General features: G+C 27.1%; 20 protein-coding genes. 8 read left to right on the top strand and 12 right to left on the bottom strand.

Features of this window, described 5'->3' with window-relative positions; translation table 11 throughout:
* Positions 1-144: 144 nt before the first annotated feature.
* Together I4V63_RS06775 and I4V63_RS06770 are read left to right on the top strand one after the other, a co-directional pair.
* On the top strand, positions 145-1,551 hold the full coding sequence (locus I4V63_RS06775) for a sodium:alanine symporter family protein (protein WP_196000537.1): 1,407 nt from the start codon (positions 145-147) through the stop codon (positions 1,549-1,551).
* Between the two features lie 235 nt (positions 1,552-1,786).
* Positions 1,787-2,557, top strand: coding sequence for a glucosaminidase domain-containing protein (locus tag I4V63_RS06770; protein ID WP_196000536.1), 771 nt, complete (start codon positions 1,787-1,789; stop codon positions 2,555-2,557).
* Positions 2,558-2,629: 72 nt separating this feature from the next.
* On the opposite strand, the gene I4V63_RS06765 is transcribed toward I4V63_RS06770, so the two are convergent.
* From I4V63_RS06765 to I4V63_RS06740, 6 genes are all read right to left on the bottom strand, one after another.
* A complete protein-coding gene (locus I4V63_RS06765; protein WP_196000535.1) occupies positions 2,630-2,902 on the bottom strand; it encodes an acylphosphatase in 273 nt (90 codons plus the stop codon).
* A gap of 152 nt (positions 2,903-3,054) precedes the next feature.
* Complete coding sequence (locus I4V63_RS06760; RefSeq protein ID WP_196000534.1) at positions 3,055-4,116, bottom strand: spermidine/putrescine ABC transporter substrate-binding protein; 1,062 nt, start codon at positions 4,114-4,116, stop codon at positions 3,055-3,057.
* Position 4,117: 1 nt separating this feature from the next.
* Positions 4,118-4,930 (bottom strand): ABC transporter permease, encoded by an 813-nt coding sequence (locus I4V63_RS06755; RefSeq protein WP_196000533.1) that lies wholly within the window; start codon positions 4,928-4,930, stop codon positions 4,118-4,120.
* Positions 4,931-4,947: 17 nt separating this feature from the next.
* On the bottom strand, positions 4,948-5,775 hold the full coding sequence (locus tag I4V63_RS06750) for an ABC transporter permease (RefSeq protein ID WP_196000532.1): 828 nt from the start codon (positions 5,773-5,775) through the stop codon (positions 4,948-4,950).
* Positions 5,759-6,817 carry a spermidine/putrescine ABC transporter ATP-binding protein gene (gene potA, locus I4V63_RS06745; protein ID WP_196000531.1) on the bottom strand — a complete coding sequence of 353 codons (1,059 nt, stop codon included), beginning with the start codon at positions 6,815-6,817 and terminating at the stop codon, positions 5,759-5,761. The genes I4V63_RS06750 and potA overlap by 17 nt, the downstream gene beginning before the upstream one ends.
* Before the next feature lie 74 nt (positions 6,818-6,891).
* On the bottom strand, positions 6,892-7,431 hold the full coding sequence (locus I4V63_RS06740; RefSeq protein WP_196000530.1) for an XRE family transcriptional regulator: 540 nt from the start codon (positions 7,429-7,431) through the stop codon (positions 6,892-6,894).
* A 534-nt stretch (positions 7,432-7,965) separates the two neighbouring features.
* Here I4V63_RS06740 and pflA point away from each other — a divergent pair.
* On the top strand, positions 7,966-8,679 hold the full coding sequence (gene pflA, locus I4V63_RS06735) for a pyruvate formate-lyase-activating protein (protein ID WP_196000529.1): 714 nt from the start codon (positions 7,966-7,968) through the stop codon (positions 8,677-8,679).
* Between the two features lie 52 nt (positions 8,680-8,731).
* Here the strand turns inward: pflA and I4V63_RS06730 are convergent, their stop codons facing one another.
* Together I4V63_RS06730 and rocF are read right to left on the bottom strand one after the other, a co-directional pair.
* Positions 8,732-9,358, bottom strand: a complete 627-nt coding sequence (locus I4V63_RS06730) for a 3'-5' exonuclease (RefSeq protein WP_196000528.1) — start codon at positions 9,356-9,358, stop codon at positions 8,732-8,734.
* A 111-nt stretch (positions 9,359-9,469) separates the two neighbouring features.
* Complete coding sequence (gene rocF, locus I4V63_RS06725; protein ID WP_196000527.1) at positions 9,470-10,369, bottom strand: arginase; 900 nt, start codon at positions 10,367-10,369, stop codon at positions 9,470-9,472.
* 430 nt (positions 10,370-10,799) lie between these two features.
* On the opposite strand from rocF, the gene I4V63_RS06720 reads away from it, so the two are divergent.
* On the top strand, positions 10,800-12,197 hold the full coding sequence (locus I4V63_RS06720; RefSeq protein ID WP_196000526.1) for an LCP family protein: 1,398 nt from the start codon (positions 10,800-10,802) through the stop codon (positions 12,195-12,197).
* 118 nt (positions 12,198-12,315) lie between these two features.
* Complete coding sequence (locus I4V63_RS06715) at positions 12,316-12,963, top strand: site-2 protease family protein (protein WP_196000525.1); 648 nt, start codon at positions 12,316-12,318, stop codon at positions 12,961-12,963.
* Positions 12,964-12,976: 13 nt separating this feature from the next.
* Here I4V63_RS06715 and I4V63_RS06710 read toward each other — a convergent pair whose 3' ends face one another.
* On the bottom strand, positions 12,977-14,494 hold the full coding sequence (locus I4V63_RS06710; protein ID WP_196000524.1) for a Ppx/GppA phosphatase family protein: 1,518 nt from the start codon (positions 14,492-14,494) through the stop codon (positions 12,977-12,979).
* 126 nt (positions 14,495-14,620) lie between these two features.
* Here I4V63_RS06710 and I4V63_RS06705 point away from each other — a divergent pair, with 126 nt between their 5' ends.
* Together I4V63_RS06705 and I4V63_RS06700 are read left to right on the top strand one after the other, a co-directional pair.
* Positions 14,621-16,057 (top strand): DALR anticodon-binding domain-containing protein, encoded by a 1,437-nt coding sequence (locus tag I4V63_RS06705; RefSeq protein ID WP_196000523.1) that lies wholly within the window; start codon positions 14,621-14,623, stop codon positions 16,055-16,057.
* Positions 16,058-16,182: 125 nt separating this feature from the next.
* Positions 16,183-16,545 carry an AI-2E family transporter gene (locus tag I4V63_RS06700; RefSeq protein ID WP_196000597.1) on the top strand — a complete coding sequence of 121 codons (363 nt, stop codon included), beginning with the start codon at positions 16,183-16,185 and terminating at the stop codon, positions 16,543-16,545.
* A gap of 89 nt (positions 16,546-16,634) precedes the next feature.
* Here I4V63_RS06700 and I4V63_RS06695 read toward each other — a convergent pair whose 3' ends face one another.
* Genes I4V63_RS06695 through I4V63_RS06685 form a run of 3 tightly spaced genes read right to left on the bottom strand, consistent with a single transcriptional unit; the run spans position 16,635 to position 18,794 of the window.
* On the bottom strand, positions 16,635-16,766 hold the full coding sequence (locus I4V63_RS06695; protein ID WP_207746518.1) for a FeoB-associated Cys-rich membrane protein: 132 nt from the start codon (positions 16,764-16,766) through the stop codon (positions 16,635-16,637).
* 28 nt (positions 16,767-16,794) lie between these two features.
* Positions 16,795-18,552: a ferrous iron transport protein B gene (gene feoB / locus I4V63_RS06690; protein WP_196000522.1), complete on the bottom strand. Its 1,758-nt coding sequence runs from the start codon at positions 18,550-18,552 to the stop codon at positions 16,795-16,797.
* Positions 18,553-18,572: 20 nt separating this feature from the next.
* Complete coding sequence (locus I4V63_RS06685; protein WP_196000521.1) at positions 18,573-18,794, bottom strand: ferrous iron transport protein A; 222 nt, start codon at positions 18,792-18,794, stop codon at positions 18,573-18,575.
* A gap of 236 nt (positions 18,795-19,030) precedes the next feature.
* Here I4V63_RS06685 and I4V63_RS06680 point away from each other — a divergent pair, with 236 nt between their 5' ends.
* Entirely contained in the window at positions 19,031-19,864 is an 834-nt protein-coding gene (locus I4V63_RS06680; protein WP_196000520.1) for a ribonuclease H-like domain-containing protein, read from the top strand.
* Positions 19,865-19,958: the final 94 nt, after the last annotated feature.

Here is a 19,958-nt window from a genome sequence, read left to right as displayed (position 1 = left end):
GAAATATGCCTTAGATAACTAATTCTAATATTAAAAAAAATCAGCTTAGCTGAATTTTTTCCTTAACTCTTAACTAAAAACTCTTAACTAAAAACTAACTCTAATCTCCTCCTATAAATTTATAATTTTAAGGGGGATTTTTTTATGGAATTTTTAAATGGAGTTGAAAAATTATTAAATAGTATTGATGGAATAGTATGGGGACCGCCTCTGCTAATACTATTGGTGGGAACAGGAATATATTTTACCTTTAAATTAAAGTTATTACAGGTATTTAAATTACCACTAGCACTTAAATATTTATTTGTTAAAGATGATGAAGAAGGAGATGAAGATGCAAAGGGTGATGTATCAAGTTTTGCAGCATTATGTACTGCTTTATCAGCTACAATAGGTACAGGAAATATTGTTGGTGTAGCAACTGCTATTGCAGCAGGTGGGCCAGGTGCTTTATTTTGGATGTGGATTGCTGCATTTTTTGGAATGGCAACTAAATATGCAGAGGGAGTTTTGGCTATAAAGTATAGAGAAGTAGATGAAAATGGGCAAATGTCAGGTGGGCCTATGTATTACATAGAAAAAGGGCTTGGTAATAAATTTTTAGCTAAAATGTTTGCTGTATTTGGTGTTGGTGTAGCACTTCTTGGAATAGGTACTTTTGGGCAAGTAAATTCTATATCTAAAGCAGCGTTAATATCTTTTAATATTCCTTTATGGTGTACTGCAATTATAGTAACTGTATTAGTTGCATTAGTAACTTTAGGTGGTATAAAAAGAATATCAAATGTTGCTGAAAAGATTGTACCATCAATGGCTATATTATATATATTAGGAGCGTTATTAGTATTAGGATTTAATTTCAAGGAAATACCTTCAGCAGTAATGTTAATAATAAACAGTGCATTTAATCCAAAGGCAGCATTAGGTGGTACAGCAGGTATTACTGTAGCTTTAGCTATTCAAAGAGGTGTTGGAAGAGGAGTGTTTTCAAATGAAGCAGGTCTTGGTAGCGCACCAATAGCAGCTGCTGCGGCTAAAACAAAATCACCAGTTAAGCAAGGTTTAATTTCAATGACAGGTACATTTATTGATACAATAATAATATGCACTATGACAGGTCTTGCAATTGTATTAACAGGAAGCTTTAATAGTGGTCTTGAGGGTGCTGAAATGACCACATTTGCATTTCAACAAGGATTACCATTTGCAATTATAGGAAAGTATATAGTAAATATAGGATTAATTTTCTTTGCATTTACTACTATAATAGGATGGAATTATTATGGAGAAAGATGTATTCAGTATTTAACAGGTGTAAAAGGAATTATATTTTATAAAATAATATTTATTGCTTTTGTAGCAGTAGGACCATTCTTGTCATTAGATTTAGTATTTATAATAGCTGATATAGTAAATGGATTAATGGCATTACCTAATTTAGTTGGATTAATTGGATTAAGAAATGTTGTAATAAATGAAACTAATGAGTTTTTTGAAAAACTTAAGAGTGAACAAAGTAATGATTTAGGAAATGATTGTGAAATAGAATAATTAGAAAGTTGAATCTGTTATAGGGGAGATTATAAATTTAGCCTATAACAGATTCTTTTTATTATATATGTATTTTTTAAATTATGGTTACTTTAGTAATAAAAATATACTTAAAAAGGTAAAATAAAGTATAGGAGGTAAATATGATTTGTAAATATCCAAGGGCGTAGCTTTAAAACATAGATGGAAAAGTGAAGCCACTAAAGAGTATTTGAAAATTATAGGAGAGTTTAAGATGAAAAGTAATATTAAATACAGAGGTTTAAATAGCTATGTTTTATCTGGTAAAAAAACTATGCTTTATAAATTTGCTATGATAATAACTTTATCTTTATTAATGATTGTAACCATATTTAGTACATTAAAAATAAAAATTTCTCAAAGTGTTACAAATATAAGATATATAAGTGAAGAAACAGTAAATAAAGATATAAACGCTAGTAATGTAGAAGAAAATAGTGCAGATGTAAATTCAGATATAAGTAATGAAGAGGTAGTAGAGGTAAATTTAAATGTTAATTTAGATGAGGATAAAATAGAATTTTTAAAAAAAGTATCTCAAGGTGCTATTAAAAGTTATGATGAGTATAGGATTTTACCATCAATTACTATAGCACAAGCCATATTAGAATCAGGATGGGGGCAATCCGATCTTGCAGTTACACATAATAATTTATTTGGAATAAAAGCAGATTCTAGATGGAGTGGAGCTATTGCAACAATTTCTACAAGTGAAAATTATAATGACACAACTATAGCTAATTTTAGAAAGTATGATAATATTGAAGACTCAATTGAGGATCATGGAAGATTTCTTTATGAGAATTCAAGGTATGCTGAATCAGGATTGTTTTCTGGAAAGGATTATAAGGAGCAGGCACAAGCATTAGAAAATGCAGGGTATAGTACAGTTAGAAACGCGGATGGGGTAGCTGTTTATGCAGATAAATTGATTGCATTAATAGAAAAATATAATTTAATGGAATATGATAATAAGGTTAAATAGTAATATTAGTAAAAGAGTTAAATGCTTAAGGCTTTATGAACATTTAACTCTTATTTTTTTATATAGATATTATTAATATTTTTCTGTAAATTTACGCTCATTTGGAAGAACTTCAATTTTCTTTTGATAAAGTTCATCAACTCTAATGAATCTGTTACCTTTTTTTATATCTTTAATATATTTAGATATAGAAGAATCATCTCCTTGAACTTCCATTTCAACCATACCATTTTCCATATTTCTTACCCAACCAGTTAAATCATACTTTCTTGCAGTCATAGTACAAAAAAATCTAAATCCAACTCCTTGGACACGACCATCCACTATTATGTAGTATCTAACCATAAAACCCTCCTAAAGCTACTATAATCTAATATAAATTATAACATATATAATTTCGATTTTAATAATATGTTCATTTAGAAGTTTAAAGTATAGTATTTATAAAAAAACAGAATTATATACTTTCATAGTATATAATTCTGTTTTTAATAATATTATTGAGAAAGAACTTCAGTAAATGCTGATTCGTATAATTTTAAAGTTTCTTGATCTAAATTAGTAAATAATACACATTTATCTAATACAGAGTCAGAAGGATATGCAGCTGGGTTATTTTTAGTTTCATCATCAAGTAAATCATATGCTGCAGTATTAGGAGTGGAATAACCTATATAATCAACATTTTCTTTTGCATTTTCAGGATCACATAAGAAGTTTATAAATGCTTCAGCTCCAGCTTTGTTAGGGGCATCCTTAGGAATGCATAAAGCATCAACCCATTCATTTGAGCCTTCCTCTGGAATGACATATTTCATATCAGGATTTTCATTCATTATATAAATTGCATCTCCAGACCAAACGGCAGCAAGCATTTTTTCTCCAGTAATCATGTTATCTTTAACTTCATCAACAACATAAACAGGATTTGTTAAATTTCTTTGTTCTAATAATTCATCCTTAGCTGCATCTATTTCACTAGGAACTTTTGAATTGATAGAATATCCAGCTTTAATTAAAGCTATAGCTAAAGAATCTCTTAAAGAGTTAAACATATAAACTTCATTTTTGTATTTACTATCCCAAAGTATATCCCAGCTAGTTACAGGTTCTGTAATTCTAGAACTGTCATAGATAATACCAATAGTACCCCACATATATGGTACAGAGTATTCATTTGTTGGGTCATAAGATAAGTTTTTATAATTTTCACCTATATATTGATAGTTAGGAATATTGTTATAATCTATTGTTTCTAGCAAGTCTTCTTGTATCATTTTTTCAATCATATAATCAGAAGGAACTACTAAGTCGTATGTACCAGGATTAGTTTTTATCTTTTGATACATAATTTCATTAGTATCATAAGTAGAGTAGTTAACTTTAATTCCAGTTTCTTTTTCAAATTTTCTAATTAGAGCCTCATCAATATAGTCTCCTACATTAAAGAAGTTTATTGTTCCATTTTCACCAACATTACTATTTCCACAGCCGGTGAAAAGAGAAGTAGTTAATATTGCAGCAGCTGCTAATGCAACTAATGATTTAAATTTTTTCAATCTACACACCCCTTGAAGTAAATTCTTTTCTATTAACAATTAATAATAAAATTAATACAGTAATAAACATTAAAGTTGATAATGCATTTATTGATGGATTGATACCTTTTCTAGCCATAGAATATATTTCTATAGAAAGATTAGTAACTCCAGGACCAGTTGTAAAGAAACTTATTACAAAATCATCAATAGACATAGTAAATGCCATTAATAATCCTGCAAATATCCCGGGCTTTATTTGAGGAAGTATTATTTTCCACATTGCATAACCCGGTGTTGCACCTAAATCTAAAGCTGCTTCAGTTATATTATGAGGCAATTGCTTTAATTTGGGTAATACTGATAATATCACATAAGGAATATTAAAAGTAATGTGTGCTAAAAGCATTGTTCCAAATCCAAATTGAGCATTTATTCCCAACTTATGCAAAATAGGGAATATAAAAATAAATAAACTCATAAGTGAGATACCTGTAACTATATCAGGATTTAATACAGGTAGATTATTTATATTTAACAGTGTTTTTTTAGGAATACCTTTCATTCTATGAATTCCTATTGCAGCTAAAGTTCCAATTATAGTTGCTATAATTGAAGCAAGTATAGCAATTATTAATGTATATTTTAATGCATCCATTATTCTTGTATTTTGGAAAAGTTCACTATACCATCTTAATGTGAATCCATTCCACTTTGCAGTTGATTTCGAATCATTAAAGGAGAATATCATTAAGGTAACTATTGGTGTATATAAAAATACAAAAATAATTAGTAGATAAAATCTTTTAATGAAAGATTCAAGCTTTTTAACCATAATATATGTCCTCCTTATTATTTATCATCGGTACCTTCAAATTTATTCATGAAGGCCATAGATATTAAAATTATTATCATCATGAAAATTGCAATTGCAGATCCAAAGTTCCAATCATCCATTGAAGTATATTGAGTTTCAATTAAATTACCAAGTAGCATGTATTGGCCTCCACCTAATATTCTTGAAATAACAAAGGTAGAAACAGCAGGCATAAATACCATAGTAATACCAGAAATTATTCCAGGCATGCTTAGAGGAAAAATTATTTTTGTGAAAATTTCCTTTCTACTTGCACCTAAATCTGAAGCTGCATTAATTAAATCAGTATCCATTTTTATTAAAACAGTATAAATAGGTAAAATCATAAAAGGTAAAAAGTTATAAATCATACCTAATAAAACCGCAAAATCATTATAAAGAAGGTTAACGCGTCCAAATCCTAGCATAACTAAAAGGGAGTTAATTAATCCGTTCTTACCTAAAATAGGTAACCAAGCATAGGTTCTTAATAAGAAATTCATCCACATTGGTATTATGAATAGCATAATTAAAATATTTCTTTTACCTTCACGCATTTTTGAAATTAAATACGCAACAGGATAACCTAATATAAGGCAACCTAAAGTAGCTTCTACAGCTAAGAGAATACTTCTCCCAAAAACTTTTAAGTATTTAGGGTCCATTAATCTTTGGAAATTCTCTAGTGAAAAATGATAACTATCTCCAGATTTTATTGTGAAACCAAAGAATACTACTATTAATAGTGGAATAACAATAAAAAGTGAACTCCAAACAATATAAGGTGCTGCAGGTAAAGCGCTTTGATTATTTTTCTTTCTCATAGTCTTTCGCCTTTCTCATTATATGTATTGATTCTGGATCTATTATTAAACCAACAGTACTTCCCACATTTGCGGTTTTTATATTATGAATAATCCAATTGTTATTTTCTGTAACAACCTCAATTTCGTAATGAACTCCTTTGAAGGTAACAGAGTTAACCTTACCTGATAACATTCCTTTTTCGACAGTAGTTATTTCTATATCTTCAGGTCTAATTACAATATCGATATTTTCAGATGGATTAAATCCACTGTCTACACATTCAAATATAGTATCTGCAAATTTAACTTTATAATCCTCAAGCATTACTCCATCTAAAATGTTACTTTCGCCAATAAAGTCAGCAACAAAAGCATTTGCTGGTTCATTATAAATATCTTCAGGAGATCCCATTTGTTGTATTTTTCCCTTGTTCATTACAACTATTGTATCAGACATAGTAAGAGCTTCTTCTTGATCGTGAGTTACAAAGATAAAAGTAATACCAAGTCTTTTTTGAATTTTTTTAAGCTCTAATTGCATTTCTTTTCTAAGTTTTAAATCTAATGCACCAAGAGGTTCATCTAATAAAAGAACTTGAGGTTCATTAACTAAAGCTCTAGCAATTGCAACTCTTTGTTGTTGACCACCACTAAGTGAATCAACAGATCTTTTTTCAAAACCTTCTAAAGCCACCATTTTTAACATTTCATGAACTTTTTTATCAATTTCATTTTTTGGTAGTTTTTTAATTTTTAAACCAAATGCAATATTCTCATAAATATTCATATGAGGGAATAAAGCATACTTTTGGAATACTGTATTTAATTGTCTTTTGTAAGGAGGCACATTAGAAATATCATTTCCAGCAAAGACAACCTTTCCACTGTCAGCAGTTTCAAAGCCTGCTATTATTTTAAGAGTCGTAGTTTTACCGCAGCCACTAGGACCAAGTAATGTTAAAAATTCATTTTTTCTTATATTTAATGAAAGATTATCTAAGACAGTATTATCACCGTAAACTTTAGATACACCTTGTATTTCTATAATATTTTGACTCAAAAAAAACACCTCTTTCTTTAATATTAAAAGGAAACACCTTATCACATTTCTCTAATGATTATATGTTAATTTCTTTAAAATGATGGGGGAGTAGAAATCCAAATAACCTTAGCTGTAGTTTTACCATCATTGCTAATATAATGATTTGCCCTAGGTTTAAAATAAAAACTTTCGTTTTTACGAACTTTATATGATTTATCTCCTAAATGTAGAGTTATACTTCCAGATAAAACATATCCAAATTCTTCGCCTTCATGAGGTTCTTCTTCTATATACTTTCCACCAGCTTCAATTGTTATCATTATAGGTTCCATTTCATTTTTTTGTGCATTAGGAACTAGCCACATTAATTTATATTTCAAATCAGAGTTTTCTGTCTCAAACATATCTTCATATGTATAAGTGATTTTTTCGTCCTTATCATCACTAAAAAATTCTTTTAGGTTTGTCCCTAGTATTTCAAGAATATCTATTAGTGTTGCTATAGAAGGAGAAGTTAAATCATTTTCTACTTGAGATATAAATCCCTTAGATAATTCGCATCTATTAGCAAGTTCTTCTTGTGTTAATCCTTTTTCAATTCTCATTCGTTTAATTTTATCACCAATTTGCACAATTTCACCTTGCCTTTCATTTTGTTTGATAATAACTATTACTAAACTAAAGGTTTAAAATTACTAAACAAACAATGTTATTATATAGAGATATAAATAAAAAATCAATAATTTTAAAAAAAAATGTTAAAAATATAATTTTCAATTTTCCTTTAGAAATAAGGGGTTAAAGTAAAAGGGAGAAACATAAGTTTAACATTTATACATTAAAAGTTTAGTAAAACTAAGAATTGTAGAATTAAAATAAAAAATTAAAAAATAAATTATAGAGATAGTAGGAGCATTAACTTAAATTAATACTATATAAATTTATAATTAGTAAACTAAGAAAAAAATATCCATATAATAAAAAAATATAAAATTAATAATTATGTAACGTATTGTCTTAAAATAAATAATAATTATTATGAATAAATAACGATTATGATAGAGTATTAACAAATATAAGATTAAGGTGTATAATGAAAGAAAAAAAGTTTAACAATAAATAAAATTAATTGTTTAAGAACTTATAGATAAATTGGAGGAAGTACTATGTTAAAAGGAACAATACATTCAATAGAAACAATGGGACTTGTCGATGGACCAGGAATAAGAGTTGTAGTATTTATGCAAGGGTGTGCATTAAGATGTCAATATTGTCATAATCCTGATACATGGAGTAATAAGGGTGAAGATACTTTAGAATTAACACCGGAAGAATTAGTTAATAGAATAGCTAGATTTAGAGCTTATTTTGAGAGATCTGGTGGTGGTGTTACTTTTTCAGGAGGAGATCCTTTAAGACAACCAGAATTCTTAAAGGAATGTTTAAAGCTTTGTAAAGAAAAAGGAATACATACAACATTAGATACTTCAGGTGTAGGATTTGGAGATTATGAAGAAATATTAAAATATACGGATTTAGTTCTTTTTGATATTAAGCATTTAACACCGGAAGGGTACAAGTATATGACATCAATTAATATTGATGAAAGTTTAAAATTCCTTGAAGCATGTAAAAAATGTAACACCAAAATGTGGATAAGGCAAGTAGTTGTTCCAGGATTAACAGATAGTGAAGAATATATTACTGAACTAGGTAAATTTATTAAAACTTTAAATAACGTTGAGAAAGTTGAATTATTACCATATCACTTACTAGGAGTAAATAAGTATGAAAGTATGGGAATAAAGTATAGATTAGACGGAACTCCAGCAATGGACAAAGAAAAATGTAAAGAGCTATACAAATTATTAGATATATAAAGTATATAAAAGAGGATGTTAATTAAAAAATATCCTCTTTTAATATTTATAATTAAAGCTGACTTGAAAAAAATCCAGGTTTAATATATTTCTTTTTCATACCTTCTATAACTAAAAGATAAACTGCAGCGGTATCAAATCTTGCATCATGATAATTTCCACTTCCTTGGAATAATTCATCAGCCTTTTTTGCAATAGTATCATCAGATATTCCTAAAAAGTTTATTACTTCAGATAGTTTAGGGTTTTTTATTCCATTCCCACTTGGTGAAGGAATTTGACAAATATTTTTATAATAAGCCATAGTACAAAATGTTTTTTTAGGCTCCCAAGAACAATCAATCATACCAGCTTCATATAAAGAGTTAACTTCATGTTTTAAGAACTTAACGTCAAACTGAACATTATGACCAATTACAAAGTCAGCATCAAAGAAGTCAGACATAAAATCTTGAATTTGTTCAAGAAATTCTAAACCATTAGATAATTCATATAATTTTTCTAATGAAAATCCATGAACTTCTTCTGCTGCAGGATCCATTTCATCTACTGTAAAGAAGAAGTTTTTTCCTATTGTAGTTTGTGGTTTAGTTGATGTATCAACTGTTATATAACTTAACTGACAGATATGGCCAGGTCTTACACTAGTTGTTTCAGTATCAAAAAATAAAAGTTTCATCTGTGCCTCCAAAAATATTTTTATTGATTTTATAATATCATAAGTTATATTAATTAACAATTTTTCATAAAAAAATGCTTTTTACTTATTTGAAAGTAAAAAGCATTTTTATTAATTTAATTCATTTGAGATTAAATTTAGTAATTCAATACAAGTTTCTTTTGTTTTATTATTTTTATCTAAATCAGGATTATATTCTACAAAATCCATAGAACTTACTAAGCTTGTACTCATAATTCCTTTAAGAAGTTCTTTACTTTGAGTATAAGTTAATCCATCACTTACAGGAGTTCCTGTACCTGGTACATAATCAGGATCTAAACAGTCAATATCATAAGAAAGATGAATATTTTTTATATTCTTTTCTTTAATTAGTAATAATAATTGATTTAATACTTCACTTGTACCTAAGCTATTAATTTGTTCATTTGTCCATACATTCATATTTAATTCATTTATTAAATCTACTTCACCTTTGTCTAAATCGCGGCAAGCTAAAATAAAAACATTTTCTGGTTTAATTTTAGCTTCATCAAAGAAAATTGAAGTTAGTTTTTCATAACCATAACCCATTGAAGCAGCTAAAGGCATACCGTGAATATTTCCTGAAGGTGAGGTCTTGTCTGTATTAATGTCTCCATGAGCATCTATCCAAATTACTGCTAAATCATCTCCAAAATATTTACTTGCGCCTGCAAGTGATCCTAAGGCTAAAGAATGATCTCCACCAACTATAAATGGGAAGGTATCATTTTCTAATGCTTCTAAAACTTTAGAAGCTAGTCCATTATTTGCATTAACAACTTGTGTTAAATATTTTAAATTTTGATCATCTTTATATTTTTCTTTTTCGCTAACTATTTCAACTTCTATATCTCCTAAATCATAAACAGTATGATTTTTTTCAAATATATCAATGAGGTTGTTTTTTCTTAACTCTTCAGGGCCCTTTTCTACTCCAGGTTTATCACAACCATAAAAAAGAGGCATTCCAATAATACTTATATTCATAAAAAGACCTCCATTAATCTACTAATTTTTCATATTACTTATAATAATACTTTAAAGTATATAAGTAAATATTAAAATTTTTTTATTTTTAAATATTATATAATAATATTTTCTTTAGTAATAGTTTATCCAAAATAAGTAGAATAATGTTAATATAATTAAAGCATATAAGTAATAAACTACAAATTAATTTATAATGAAAATAACAAAGCATAAATACAACTTAAATGAACAAAATATTCCACTTTTTTTGAAAAAAATACTAAATATCTAAAAATTTAATAAAACTTTGAAACAAATTGTGGTATTATTATATTTATTATTTTATAATTATAAAATGTAAGTTGCATAAACTACATTTAGGAAAATAATAATAATGCAATATTTAACTTAAAAAATGAATAAATATTTTCGAAGGGATGGCACAGCTATGAGTGAACAAAAAAAGAAGAAAAAAAAGCGTTCTAATAAAAAAAGATGGTCTATAAAAAAGAAAATAATAGTATCGACTGTAGTTGTTTTTGCATTAATAATCGGTATGTTAGCTTCGGGATATCTTTATGTAAGAAGTAGAATATATTCAGGATTAAATCCATCAGAAATAACAAGTGATACTGAATACCACGAAGTTGACGGAATTACAAATGTTTTATTATTAGGAACAGATGCAAGAACATTAGATGAGGCTGCTAGAGCAGATTCGATTATTATAGCAACATTAGATAATAACAATAAAAATATAAGATTAACATCATTATTTAGAGATACATTAGTAAATATACCTGGACATGGCGAAGGGAAATTAAATGCAGCTTTAGCTTATGGCGGACCAGAGCTGCTAATAGAAACTATTAAAAATACATATGGAATAAGTTTAGATAAATATATTATAATTAACTTTTGGGGATTTGAAGCTATAATCGATCAAATGGGAGGATTAGAATTTGATGTTGAAGAGTATATGCTTGAAGAGTTAAATAAATATATTGGAGAGTCTACTGGTGGAAATGATTGTCCAGTAACTGAAGCAGGAGTGCAAGTTTTAAATGGTAAACAAGCACTATCATATGCGAGAATAAGAAAAGGCGTTGGAGATGAATATGCTAGAACTGATAGACAAAGAGAAGTTTTAGTTAAGGTTGCAGAAAAATTAAAAGAAACAAAACCAAGTAAGTACTTAGGAATTATGAATAGTATGCTTGATTATATTAAAACAAATATTGATCCACTAGAAGCATTAAATATGGCTTATACTATTTATAAATTCCCAGCTTTAGAAATAGAGCAATTACAGATACCAATACCAGATTTAGCAGATGGAAGATTATATAAAAATTTAGGTTGGGTATTTTTAATGGATACAGAACAAAATGCTAAATATTTAAGAGAATTTGTTTTTGAAAATAAAATACCAGACTCATCAACTTATGATTATGATTCATTTAAGCAAGCAATGGCAGATTACAAGGCTGAGGAAAGTGATTATAATGATAGGCATAATATAAATCCTGAAGACTATGAAGATAATAGTGCAGATGTTACTGAACCGCCAGCATCTAATAATAGTAATCAAGGTGGAACAACAGGTGGAAGTAATGGAGGAACAACAAAACCACCAGTAAGTGATGAAAAGGAAGAGGAAGTAACACCGCCAACAACACCACCAACAGAAGAGCAAAAACCAGTAACGCCACCAAGTGATGAAAAGGAAGAAGAAGAAACACCACCAACAACACCACCAACAGAAGAGCAAAAGCCAGAAACACCACCAAGTGATGATGGAGGACAACAAGAAACTAATCCAACTGAAGTAAAACCAGCTGAATAGTAAAAGATAAAGCGATGAACTTAGGTCATCGCTTTATTTATTAAATTATTTTAAATAAGATAATATGTACCATAATATGTGATATAATGTTTTTAAAAGAAATGAAAGGAGTGGAAAGATGAGCTCATTTAGATTGCAATTGCTTTACCTTATTTTAAAAATTCCGGCTATATTAATAGCTTTTACTGCACAAGGATATGCAAAAGCTTTGGTTGCAGATAAATTAGGTGATAAAACACCTAGGTTTCAAGGAAGATTGACTTTAAATCCAGCAGCTCATATAGATTTAATAGGGTTTATAATGATTTTAATAGCTGGATTTGGATGGACTAAACCATTAAATACAAATCCTAGCGCATATAAAAGAGGATATAAGGATGCAATAAAGGTTTCTATTGCAGCACCTTTAGCAAATTTATTAGTAGGTTTTATAGGTATGATTTTACTTGTATTTACATCAAAATTTTTATCAAGTATATTACCTGAAACAATATTCTTTATAGTATTTTATATGTTGAGATTTATCACTGTAATAAACATAAGTTTATTTGTATTTAATTTATTGCCATTACCAGGATTAGCTGGATTTGAAATATTTAGAGATATATGGCCAAAAACATTTTATAAGGTTTCAGATAAGATATATCAATATCAATTATTAATACTTATATTAATAATTTTGGGTGGTGGAACTATATTATCAATTCCAGTTAACTTAATTTATAACTTTTTCTATACAATAGCTAAATTAATTTTTGGAATGTAATAAAAGGTGGCAATTAATTTTGCCACCTTTCCTTTTCTATAAATAAATCTCTATGGTATATTTCTTTAAAGAAATTCTTTCCTCTAAGCGCTTGATGAATTTCAACATCCAAGTTAGAAGGTGATGATACAGTAATTATTACTTTTTCATCATCATAATAAACATTTAATTTTTTAACAACACCAACTAGACTTCTATCTAAACCTTCAGCAATTTTAACTAAAGCGCCTAATTTATTAATTATATCAATATCTAATTTGTTAATTAAATAAGAAAACTGTGCCAAAGGTAAATGATAGTCGTTAAATCTATGAGAAGCTGCAACAGCTGCACTCATTAAATGCTCTTTATGAGTTAACTCATTAATTAAAGAATTTAAAATTATATAAAATGAATGCTTATGATGATTTTGATAGTTTATACTAGTACCACAATCATGAAGCATTGAACCTGTTTTTAATATATTTAAATATTTATCATCTAATCTGTGAAGAGGTTTTAATTCCTCAAACAATTGAGCAGATATAAAATATACTTGTTCAGCATGAGTAATATTAGAATTTAGAGAGTTCAAAATACCATATATACTATAATCTAAAATATCATCCATAACATTATAATTTTTATAAAGATAATCATAAAGAATACCTTCTCTTATAGTATTATTACAAATTCTAATAATTTCAGGTGAAACCATTTTTACTAATTCATTTAAAATTAGTAATGAGCTAAACATGCTATCAACCATATCTAGATCAATTCCATCTATTTTTCTACGTAATTTTAAGTCTTTGCATTTTATTGTATTATAAATTTCGTGTATTCCTACAGGGGTAATTTCGTAATTATTGATTATTTCTAAAGGATAATGAGTTTTAAATTTATCCATTTTAAATATAGTTTTAGCCAAATCACCTAGGAAGATTATTGACTCATAATCATTATTTAGCCAAGAGATATCATCTAATTTATCTTTTACATATGAGGATGAAATATCTAAATTAGTATTTAAAATTCTATCATTAATATTAAAAGTATATGCTAAATTTATTCCGCCAAAAGGAAGAATAGCAAAGTTATTTATTTTACCATCTTTAACATCAATTAAATTAGTTGATGTGCCTGTTATTTCTACAATAAGAGAATTACTTAACTTCATACTTCTATTTACAGCTAATACAGTGAATTTAATTTCTTCTTCTTGTGATAGTATTTTTAAATCTAAATTAAGATTTAATTTAATCATAGAAACAATAGATTCACTATCTTTTAAATCGTTAAAGAAGCTAGTTGTTATTGCAAAAATTTCTTTAGCACCAGAAGCTTCACAAAGGGATTTATATGTTTTTATTGTAGATAATATATAATTTAACTTTTCTGAGCATAAAATACATTCCTTAGATAATTCATAACAAATTTTAAAAGGAGTTTTTAATTCATCAATAACTTTAAAATATCCCATTTCCTCTACTTCAGCTAATATTAATCTAATTTTACTAGAACCTATGTGTATTACACCTACTCTAATCATATTTAATCATTCCTATCAAAATACTTTATATAATTCTATCTTATATAAAAACTATATAAAAATAAAGGGTAGTTGACAAAAAATATTTTTAATACCTAAAATATTATGTAAATAGGAGAAAATAAAATGGATTATAAGAGAGATGTAGCAAAAAAAATAAATGAATATATTAATGTATCTATTGATGAGATAGAAAGTATATTAGAAATTCCGGAAAAGTATGAAAATGGAGATTATTCATTACCTTGCTTTCGATTAAGTAAAATATTGAAAAAGTCACCTAATTTAATTGCCGAAGAATTAAAAAAAGAAATAAAAGATGATATGTTTGAAAAAATCGATAATTTAGGGCCATACTTGAATTTCTTTGTTAATAAAGTTATTTATATTAAGACTATATTAGAACAGGTTATACGGCAAGGTGATGGCTTTGGGGGGAGTTGTATAGCGAATGGGAAAGTTGTTTGCATTGAACATTCAGTTTATAAAAAATCAGGATGTTTTGATATAAGTAATCCATTTACTATTGTAGTTGCTAATTCATTATGCAATTTATTAAGAAATAGAGGTTTTAATGTCATAGATATTAATAATGTAAATAAAGCATGGAATGAGTTTGATAAATTAATTTTAAATCAGTTTTATTATAAAAATACGATTTCAAATAGTGAATTAGATTTATATTGTAACAAGCTAATATCAGAATTAAGCGAAAAGAAGTTATTAGTAAAGTGTAATGAAACTTATGCAGTAAATCTTGAAAATTATAACATGCCTCCATATATAGTAAGTAATGAATATAAAAAAGATAAAAAAGTATTAAAGATAGCACATTTAATGCATATAAATAATAAATATAATTTTCATAAATATTTATATTTAGCTAGTAGTTCAGAAAAAGTAAATGTAAATCAGGTTTTTAATGTATTAGAATTGTTAGACTATGAGTGGGGTAAAGAATGTGAGCATGTAAAACTTGGACTTGTTAAATTTGCAAAAAGTGATACATTTATTAGAAGTGAAAAATATTTGAGTTTTAATAACTTACTAAGTAATAGCATTAATGAAATAATGAAAAAAAATATAGAATTAAAAAAGGATAAGAAATTATTAAAAGCTATATTACAAAGCGTATTAGTGTTTACTTATTTAATGGATTATAGAATAGAAAATAAAATAATAGATTTTGATAAAATCTTTTCATTTGAAGATAAGACTGGTCCTTATGTTATATATTCATATATTAAAATAAAAGATATATTGTTAAAGTTTGAAAATTTGGATTGTAACTGTGATTATAGTAAAGTGAATTTTAATGAAGAAATAGAATTAGTAAAACTATTAGATAGATATGAATATTTTATACAAAAAGCTATTGAGGAATTAGAACCTTCAATAATAAGTAGATATATAATTAAGTTAACAGATTTAGTTAATGAAATTTCAAACTCTATATTTAATTTAGGGGGGGAGGAGTTTACTAAGCCTAAATTAAAATTAATTAAAGCTACAAGGATAGTACTAAAAAACTCATTAAGATTACTAGGAGTATATATAGATTAATGTTGTAAATCTAAGAAAGAACCTAAATGATAAATAATGGTTTTTAAATTTTAATATTTAAATAATGGTATATTTGATATAATTATTTAAATGATAGATTAAAAGGTAAGGGAAGAGGAAAATTAATAAATATAGTAAAATCTGAATATGTTATTTTATTAGCAATATTAGTAGGGATAACAAAAATGATTCCTTATTTTGAACCATTTGTAGGTGAAATTATAGGATTTTTAATTAATGTATTTGTATCACCAGCTAAAGGCATAGTTGTCTTTTTAACTTTATTTGGATTGCAAATGTTTGATGGGTGGTACTTAGATCAGAAGCTTATAGGAGATAAGGTTGGAGTCAGGCCTTTTTGGATTATATATTCAGTTGTTATAGGGGGAGGATTCTTTGGTCTGTTAGGAATGCTCTTGGCATCGACTACAGCAGCGACAATAAAAATATATTATGGAAAACTTTTGGGGAAAACAAAGAAATTATAGCGGAATTAGTTAACGATAAAAAGGTAAATTTTAAAAAAGAGAAATGTAAAAACACAAAGAAAGAAGAGTAGCGAAATTTATCGCTACTCTTACTTTTTACAATTAGAGCAATTAGATGAACAACTTCCGCAGTTACAATTACCCTTAGATGATTTTTTTATATTTTTAAAAATTATATATCCAGAAGCAATAACTAAAATTGCAGTTATTAATATTTCCAAATAAATTCACCTTCTTTATAGGATTGGTTTAGAAAATTAATGAACCAATATTAAATACTAAGAATGAAACGACCCAAGCTAAAATTAATTGATAAGCTACAGAAAATAATGTCATCTTAGTACCAAATTCTTTTTTCATAGTACCAACAACTGTTATACATGGTGTGTAAAGTAATACGAATACCATAAATGACAAAGCTGAAAGTGCTGTAAAATGAAGTGGAAGAAGCGTTTGAAGATTTCCACCAAATATTACACCCATAGAAGAAACAACTGTCTCTTTAGCAATTAAGCCTGTTAATAGTGATACTGAAGCTTGCCAGTTTCCAAAACCAAGTGGTTTAAATATTGGAGCAATAAATCCTCCAATTGCAGATAATATACTATTATTAACATCTGTCATTCCGGTAAAATTAAAGTTTGATAAGAACCATAAAACTATACTCATTGCAAATATTAATGTACCAGCTTTTATTATAAAGCTTTTACTCTTTTCATAAAGTTGATTAAGTAAATTCTTTGGTGATGGTAATTTATATTCAGGTAATTCAATAAGTAGAGGTTCTTCTTCATTTTTAAATATTGTATGTTTAAAAATAATACCAAGTATAAAGGCTAAAACAATACCTAAGAAGTATAGTGAAGCAACTACTAAGCCAACGTATTTAGGGAAAAATACAGCTGCAAATATACTATAAACAGGTAATCTTGCATTACAGCTCATAAGAGGTATTAATAATGCTGTTAATTTTCTATCCTTTTCACTTTCTAATGTTCTTGCTGTCATAATTGCAGGAACAGAACATCCAAATCCAACAATCATAGGAATAAAAGCCTTTCCTGATAAGCCCATCTTTCTCATAATTTTATCCATTATAAATGCAACTCTTGCCATATATCCACTATCTTCTAACACTGTTATACATGCAAATAAAGATAAAATAATAGGTAAAAGAACTAATATTCCTCCAACCCCACCAATTATACCGTCAATGATAAGTGATTGGAACCAGGGTGAAGTAGTATGAAGCAAGCCTTCGATTATTGGAACTAATGAATCATTTAATAATGAATCAAGTAAATCCGAAAGAGGTTGTCCTATCCAAGCAAATGTAACTTGAAATGTTAATGCCATTATTAAAAAGAATATAGGATAAGCAAGCCATGGGTTTAACATTATATTATCTAATTTTTCTTTAATAGGTTTATTAGAGGTATTAGATATTTTAGTACATTTACTTAATATGTTTTCTATGTAATCATAAGTTTCTTTTTCAGATGAAAAAGAATAGTTAATAGTATCAATTTTATTATAATTAATATTATTTAGAGCTGACTTAATATCATCTATTCCCATTTCTTTTGAAGCTTGAATAGGAACTACAATAACATTTAGCAATTCTCCAAGTTTTTTGTAATCTATATTTATACCTTTCTTTTCTGCTACGTCAATCATGTTAACTGCTAAAACAATAGGCTTTTTAAATTGTTTTAACTGCATAGTTAAGTATAAGTTTCTATCAATGTTAGAAGCATCAATAATGTTTAAAATTAAATCAACCTTTTCGTTTTCTAGAAATTCTTTTGATATTTTTTCTTCGTTAGAATAGGTATCCATAGCATATATACCAGGTAGGTCTACTATAGTAAAATCGCCAAAGAATCCTTCTTTTTTATCAACAGTAACACCAGCCCAGTTTCCAACTCTTTGATTAGAACCAGTTAAACTATTGAATAATGTAGTTTTACCTACATTAGGATTACCAAGTAAGGCTATATTCTTCATTCTGTCATCTCCCTTTATACTTAAGCTGTTAATAATATATTTTTAGCATCCTTTTTACGAATTGCTAAATCAAAGCCTCTCAAATTTACAATTAGTGGATCGCCTAAAGGAGCAACTCTTTTTAATTCAATTTCTGTTCCTTGAATTAATCCTAAAGCAGAAAGTCTTTTAGAAAGCTTATCATTTCCATTAATAGTATGGATTATTGCTTTTTCACCAAGTTTTAAATCACAAATGCACATAAAATTCACCTCAAATTGAAAATCATTCTCACGTTTTTATATATTTATAATAGCAAAAAAGGTATAGTGGGTCAAGCATAGGGGGAATGACAAAAGTAATTTCCAGTAAATTTTGAAAAAAGTATGAAGTTGAAATAGTATTCACTATAGCAATAACATGATATAATAAAGAGATATAAGCAATAGTAAAAAGTTTAATACGGGAGATAAATTTAGCAAGGAAAGAGTGATATTGTGTGATTATTCGAGAAAATATTGTGGATGTAGAAGAATATAGACTTGAAAAAATGTTAGAGAGTAAGGAGGGAACTTGCAAACCGGAAGAAAGTATTTATTTTGATTTAGAGCATTACGTATATAAAAAACCAAAATGTATAGGAGTCTTTGGAGCCTGTGTATACAATAAAGATGATAATAAAATTTATGTAACTCAATATATGATCGAAAATAAGAATGAAGTTGTAGAAATTTTATTACTTGCAAAAAGATATTTTATACGTATGAAAAAACTAGGGAAAAAAACTATAGTTACATTTTCTGGAAATAATGATTTTACTGTAATAAAATACTTATTTAATAAATATAATATTTATTTTGATTTTGAAAAAGAATTTAAGTCAGTTGATATTCAAAAAGAGTACGAAAAAGATATGAATACATCAATTGGATTAAAAAAATTAGAAAAACTATTTGAAATTTATAGAGAAGGCGATGTAATAAGCGGTTCAAATTTAGCTAAAACTTTTCATAAGGTTCTTAAAGATAAAGAATATATTGAAAGAATGCCTAAAGAAAAAATTGAAACTATATTACAGTATAATGAACAAGATGTAGTTAATTTATATAAAATATTTGTTAATTGGAAAAAGTATATAAATGTTCAATGTGAAGAAGAAGAAAATACTAATATAAAATTAGAAGAAAATGATATAGACAATGAGGAAAATGTTGATGAAGAAATAGTTGCTTTAAAAGATGATAATTGTATAGAAAAAGCAATTAAAAAGCAGGATATTGATACAGATATAGAAGAGAAAGAAGAAAGTTCTCAAGAAGAAAATATATTATAGATGAATAATATATTTTTATATTATTGATTTAAGGAAATAATCCTTAAATGATAGATGCTCCTAAGAAATTAGGAGCATCTATCATTTAGAGGAG

The organism is Clostridium sp. 1001271B_151109_B4, assembly GCF_015670405.1.
In the GTDB taxonomy this organism is placed as follows: Bacteria; Bacillota; Clostridia; order Clostridiales; family Clostridiaceae; genus Clostridium.
The sequence above is the reverse complement of the archived record's forward strand: the minus strand, read 5'-3'. Positions and strand labels throughout refer to the sequence as shown.

What these genes read in the sequence shown, in the direction of transcription:
- rocF (WP_196000527.1), bottom strand. Translation starts at nt 10,369, where the DNA reads ATGAATATAAGTATTATTGGAATGCCTCTTTTTTATGGTTGTGATAAA.
- I4V63_RS06770 (WP_196000536.1), top strand. Translation starts at nt 1,787, where the DNA reads ATGAAAAGTAATATTAAATACAGAGGTTTAAATAGCTATGTTTTATCT.
- feoB (WP_196000522.1), bottom strand. Translation starts at nt 18,552, where the DNA reads ATGAAGAATATAGCCTTACTTGGTAATCCTAATGTAGGTAAAACTACA.
- I4V63_RS06685 (WP_196000521.1), bottom strand. Translation starts at nt 18,794, where the DNA reads ATGTGCATTTGTGATTTAAAACTTGGTGAAAAAGCAATAATCCATACT.
- I4V63_RS06715 (WP_196000525.1), top strand. Translation starts at nt 12,316, where the DNA reads ATGAGCTCATTTAGATTGCAATTGCTTTACCTTATTTTAAAAATTCCG.
- pflA (WP_196000529.1), top strand. Translation starts at nt 7,966, where the DNA reads ATGTTAAAAGGAACAATACATTCAATAGAAACAATGGGACTTGTCGAT.
- I4V63_RS06710 (WP_196000524.1), bottom strand. Translation starts at nt 14,494, where the DNA reads ATGATTAGAGTAGGTGTAATACACATAGGTTCTAGTAAAATTAGATTA.
- I4V63_RS06720 (WP_196000526.1), top strand. Translation starts at nt 10,800, where the DNA reads ATGAGTGAACAAAAAAAGAAGAAAAAAAAGCGTTCTAATAAAAAAAGA.
- I4V63_RS06705 (WP_196000523.1), top strand. Translation starts at nt 14,621, where the DNA reads ATGGATTATAAGAGAGATGTAGCAAAAAAAATAAATGAATATATTAAT.
- I4V63_RS06775 (WP_196000537.1), top strand. Translation starts at nt 145, where the DNA reads ATGGAATTTTTAAATGGAGTTGAAAAATTATTAAATAGTATTGATGGA.
- I4V63_RS06730 (WP_196000528.1), bottom strand. Translation starts at nt 9,358, where the DNA reads ATGAAACTTTTATTTTTTGATACTGAAACAACTAGTGTAAGACCTGGC.
- I4V63_RS06755 (WP_196000533.1), bottom strand. Translation starts at nt 4,930, where the DNA reads ATGGTTAAAAAGCTTGAATCTTTCATTAAAAGATTTTATCTACTAATT.
- I4V63_RS06765 (WP_196000535.1), bottom strand. Translation starts at nt 2,902, where the DNA reads ATGGTTAGATACTACATAATAGTGGATGGTCGTGTCCAAGGAGTTGGA.
- I4V63_RS06750 (WP_196000532.1), bottom strand. Translation starts at nt 5,775, where the DNA reads ATGAGAAAGAAAAATAATCAAAGCGCTTTACCTGCAGCACCTTATATT.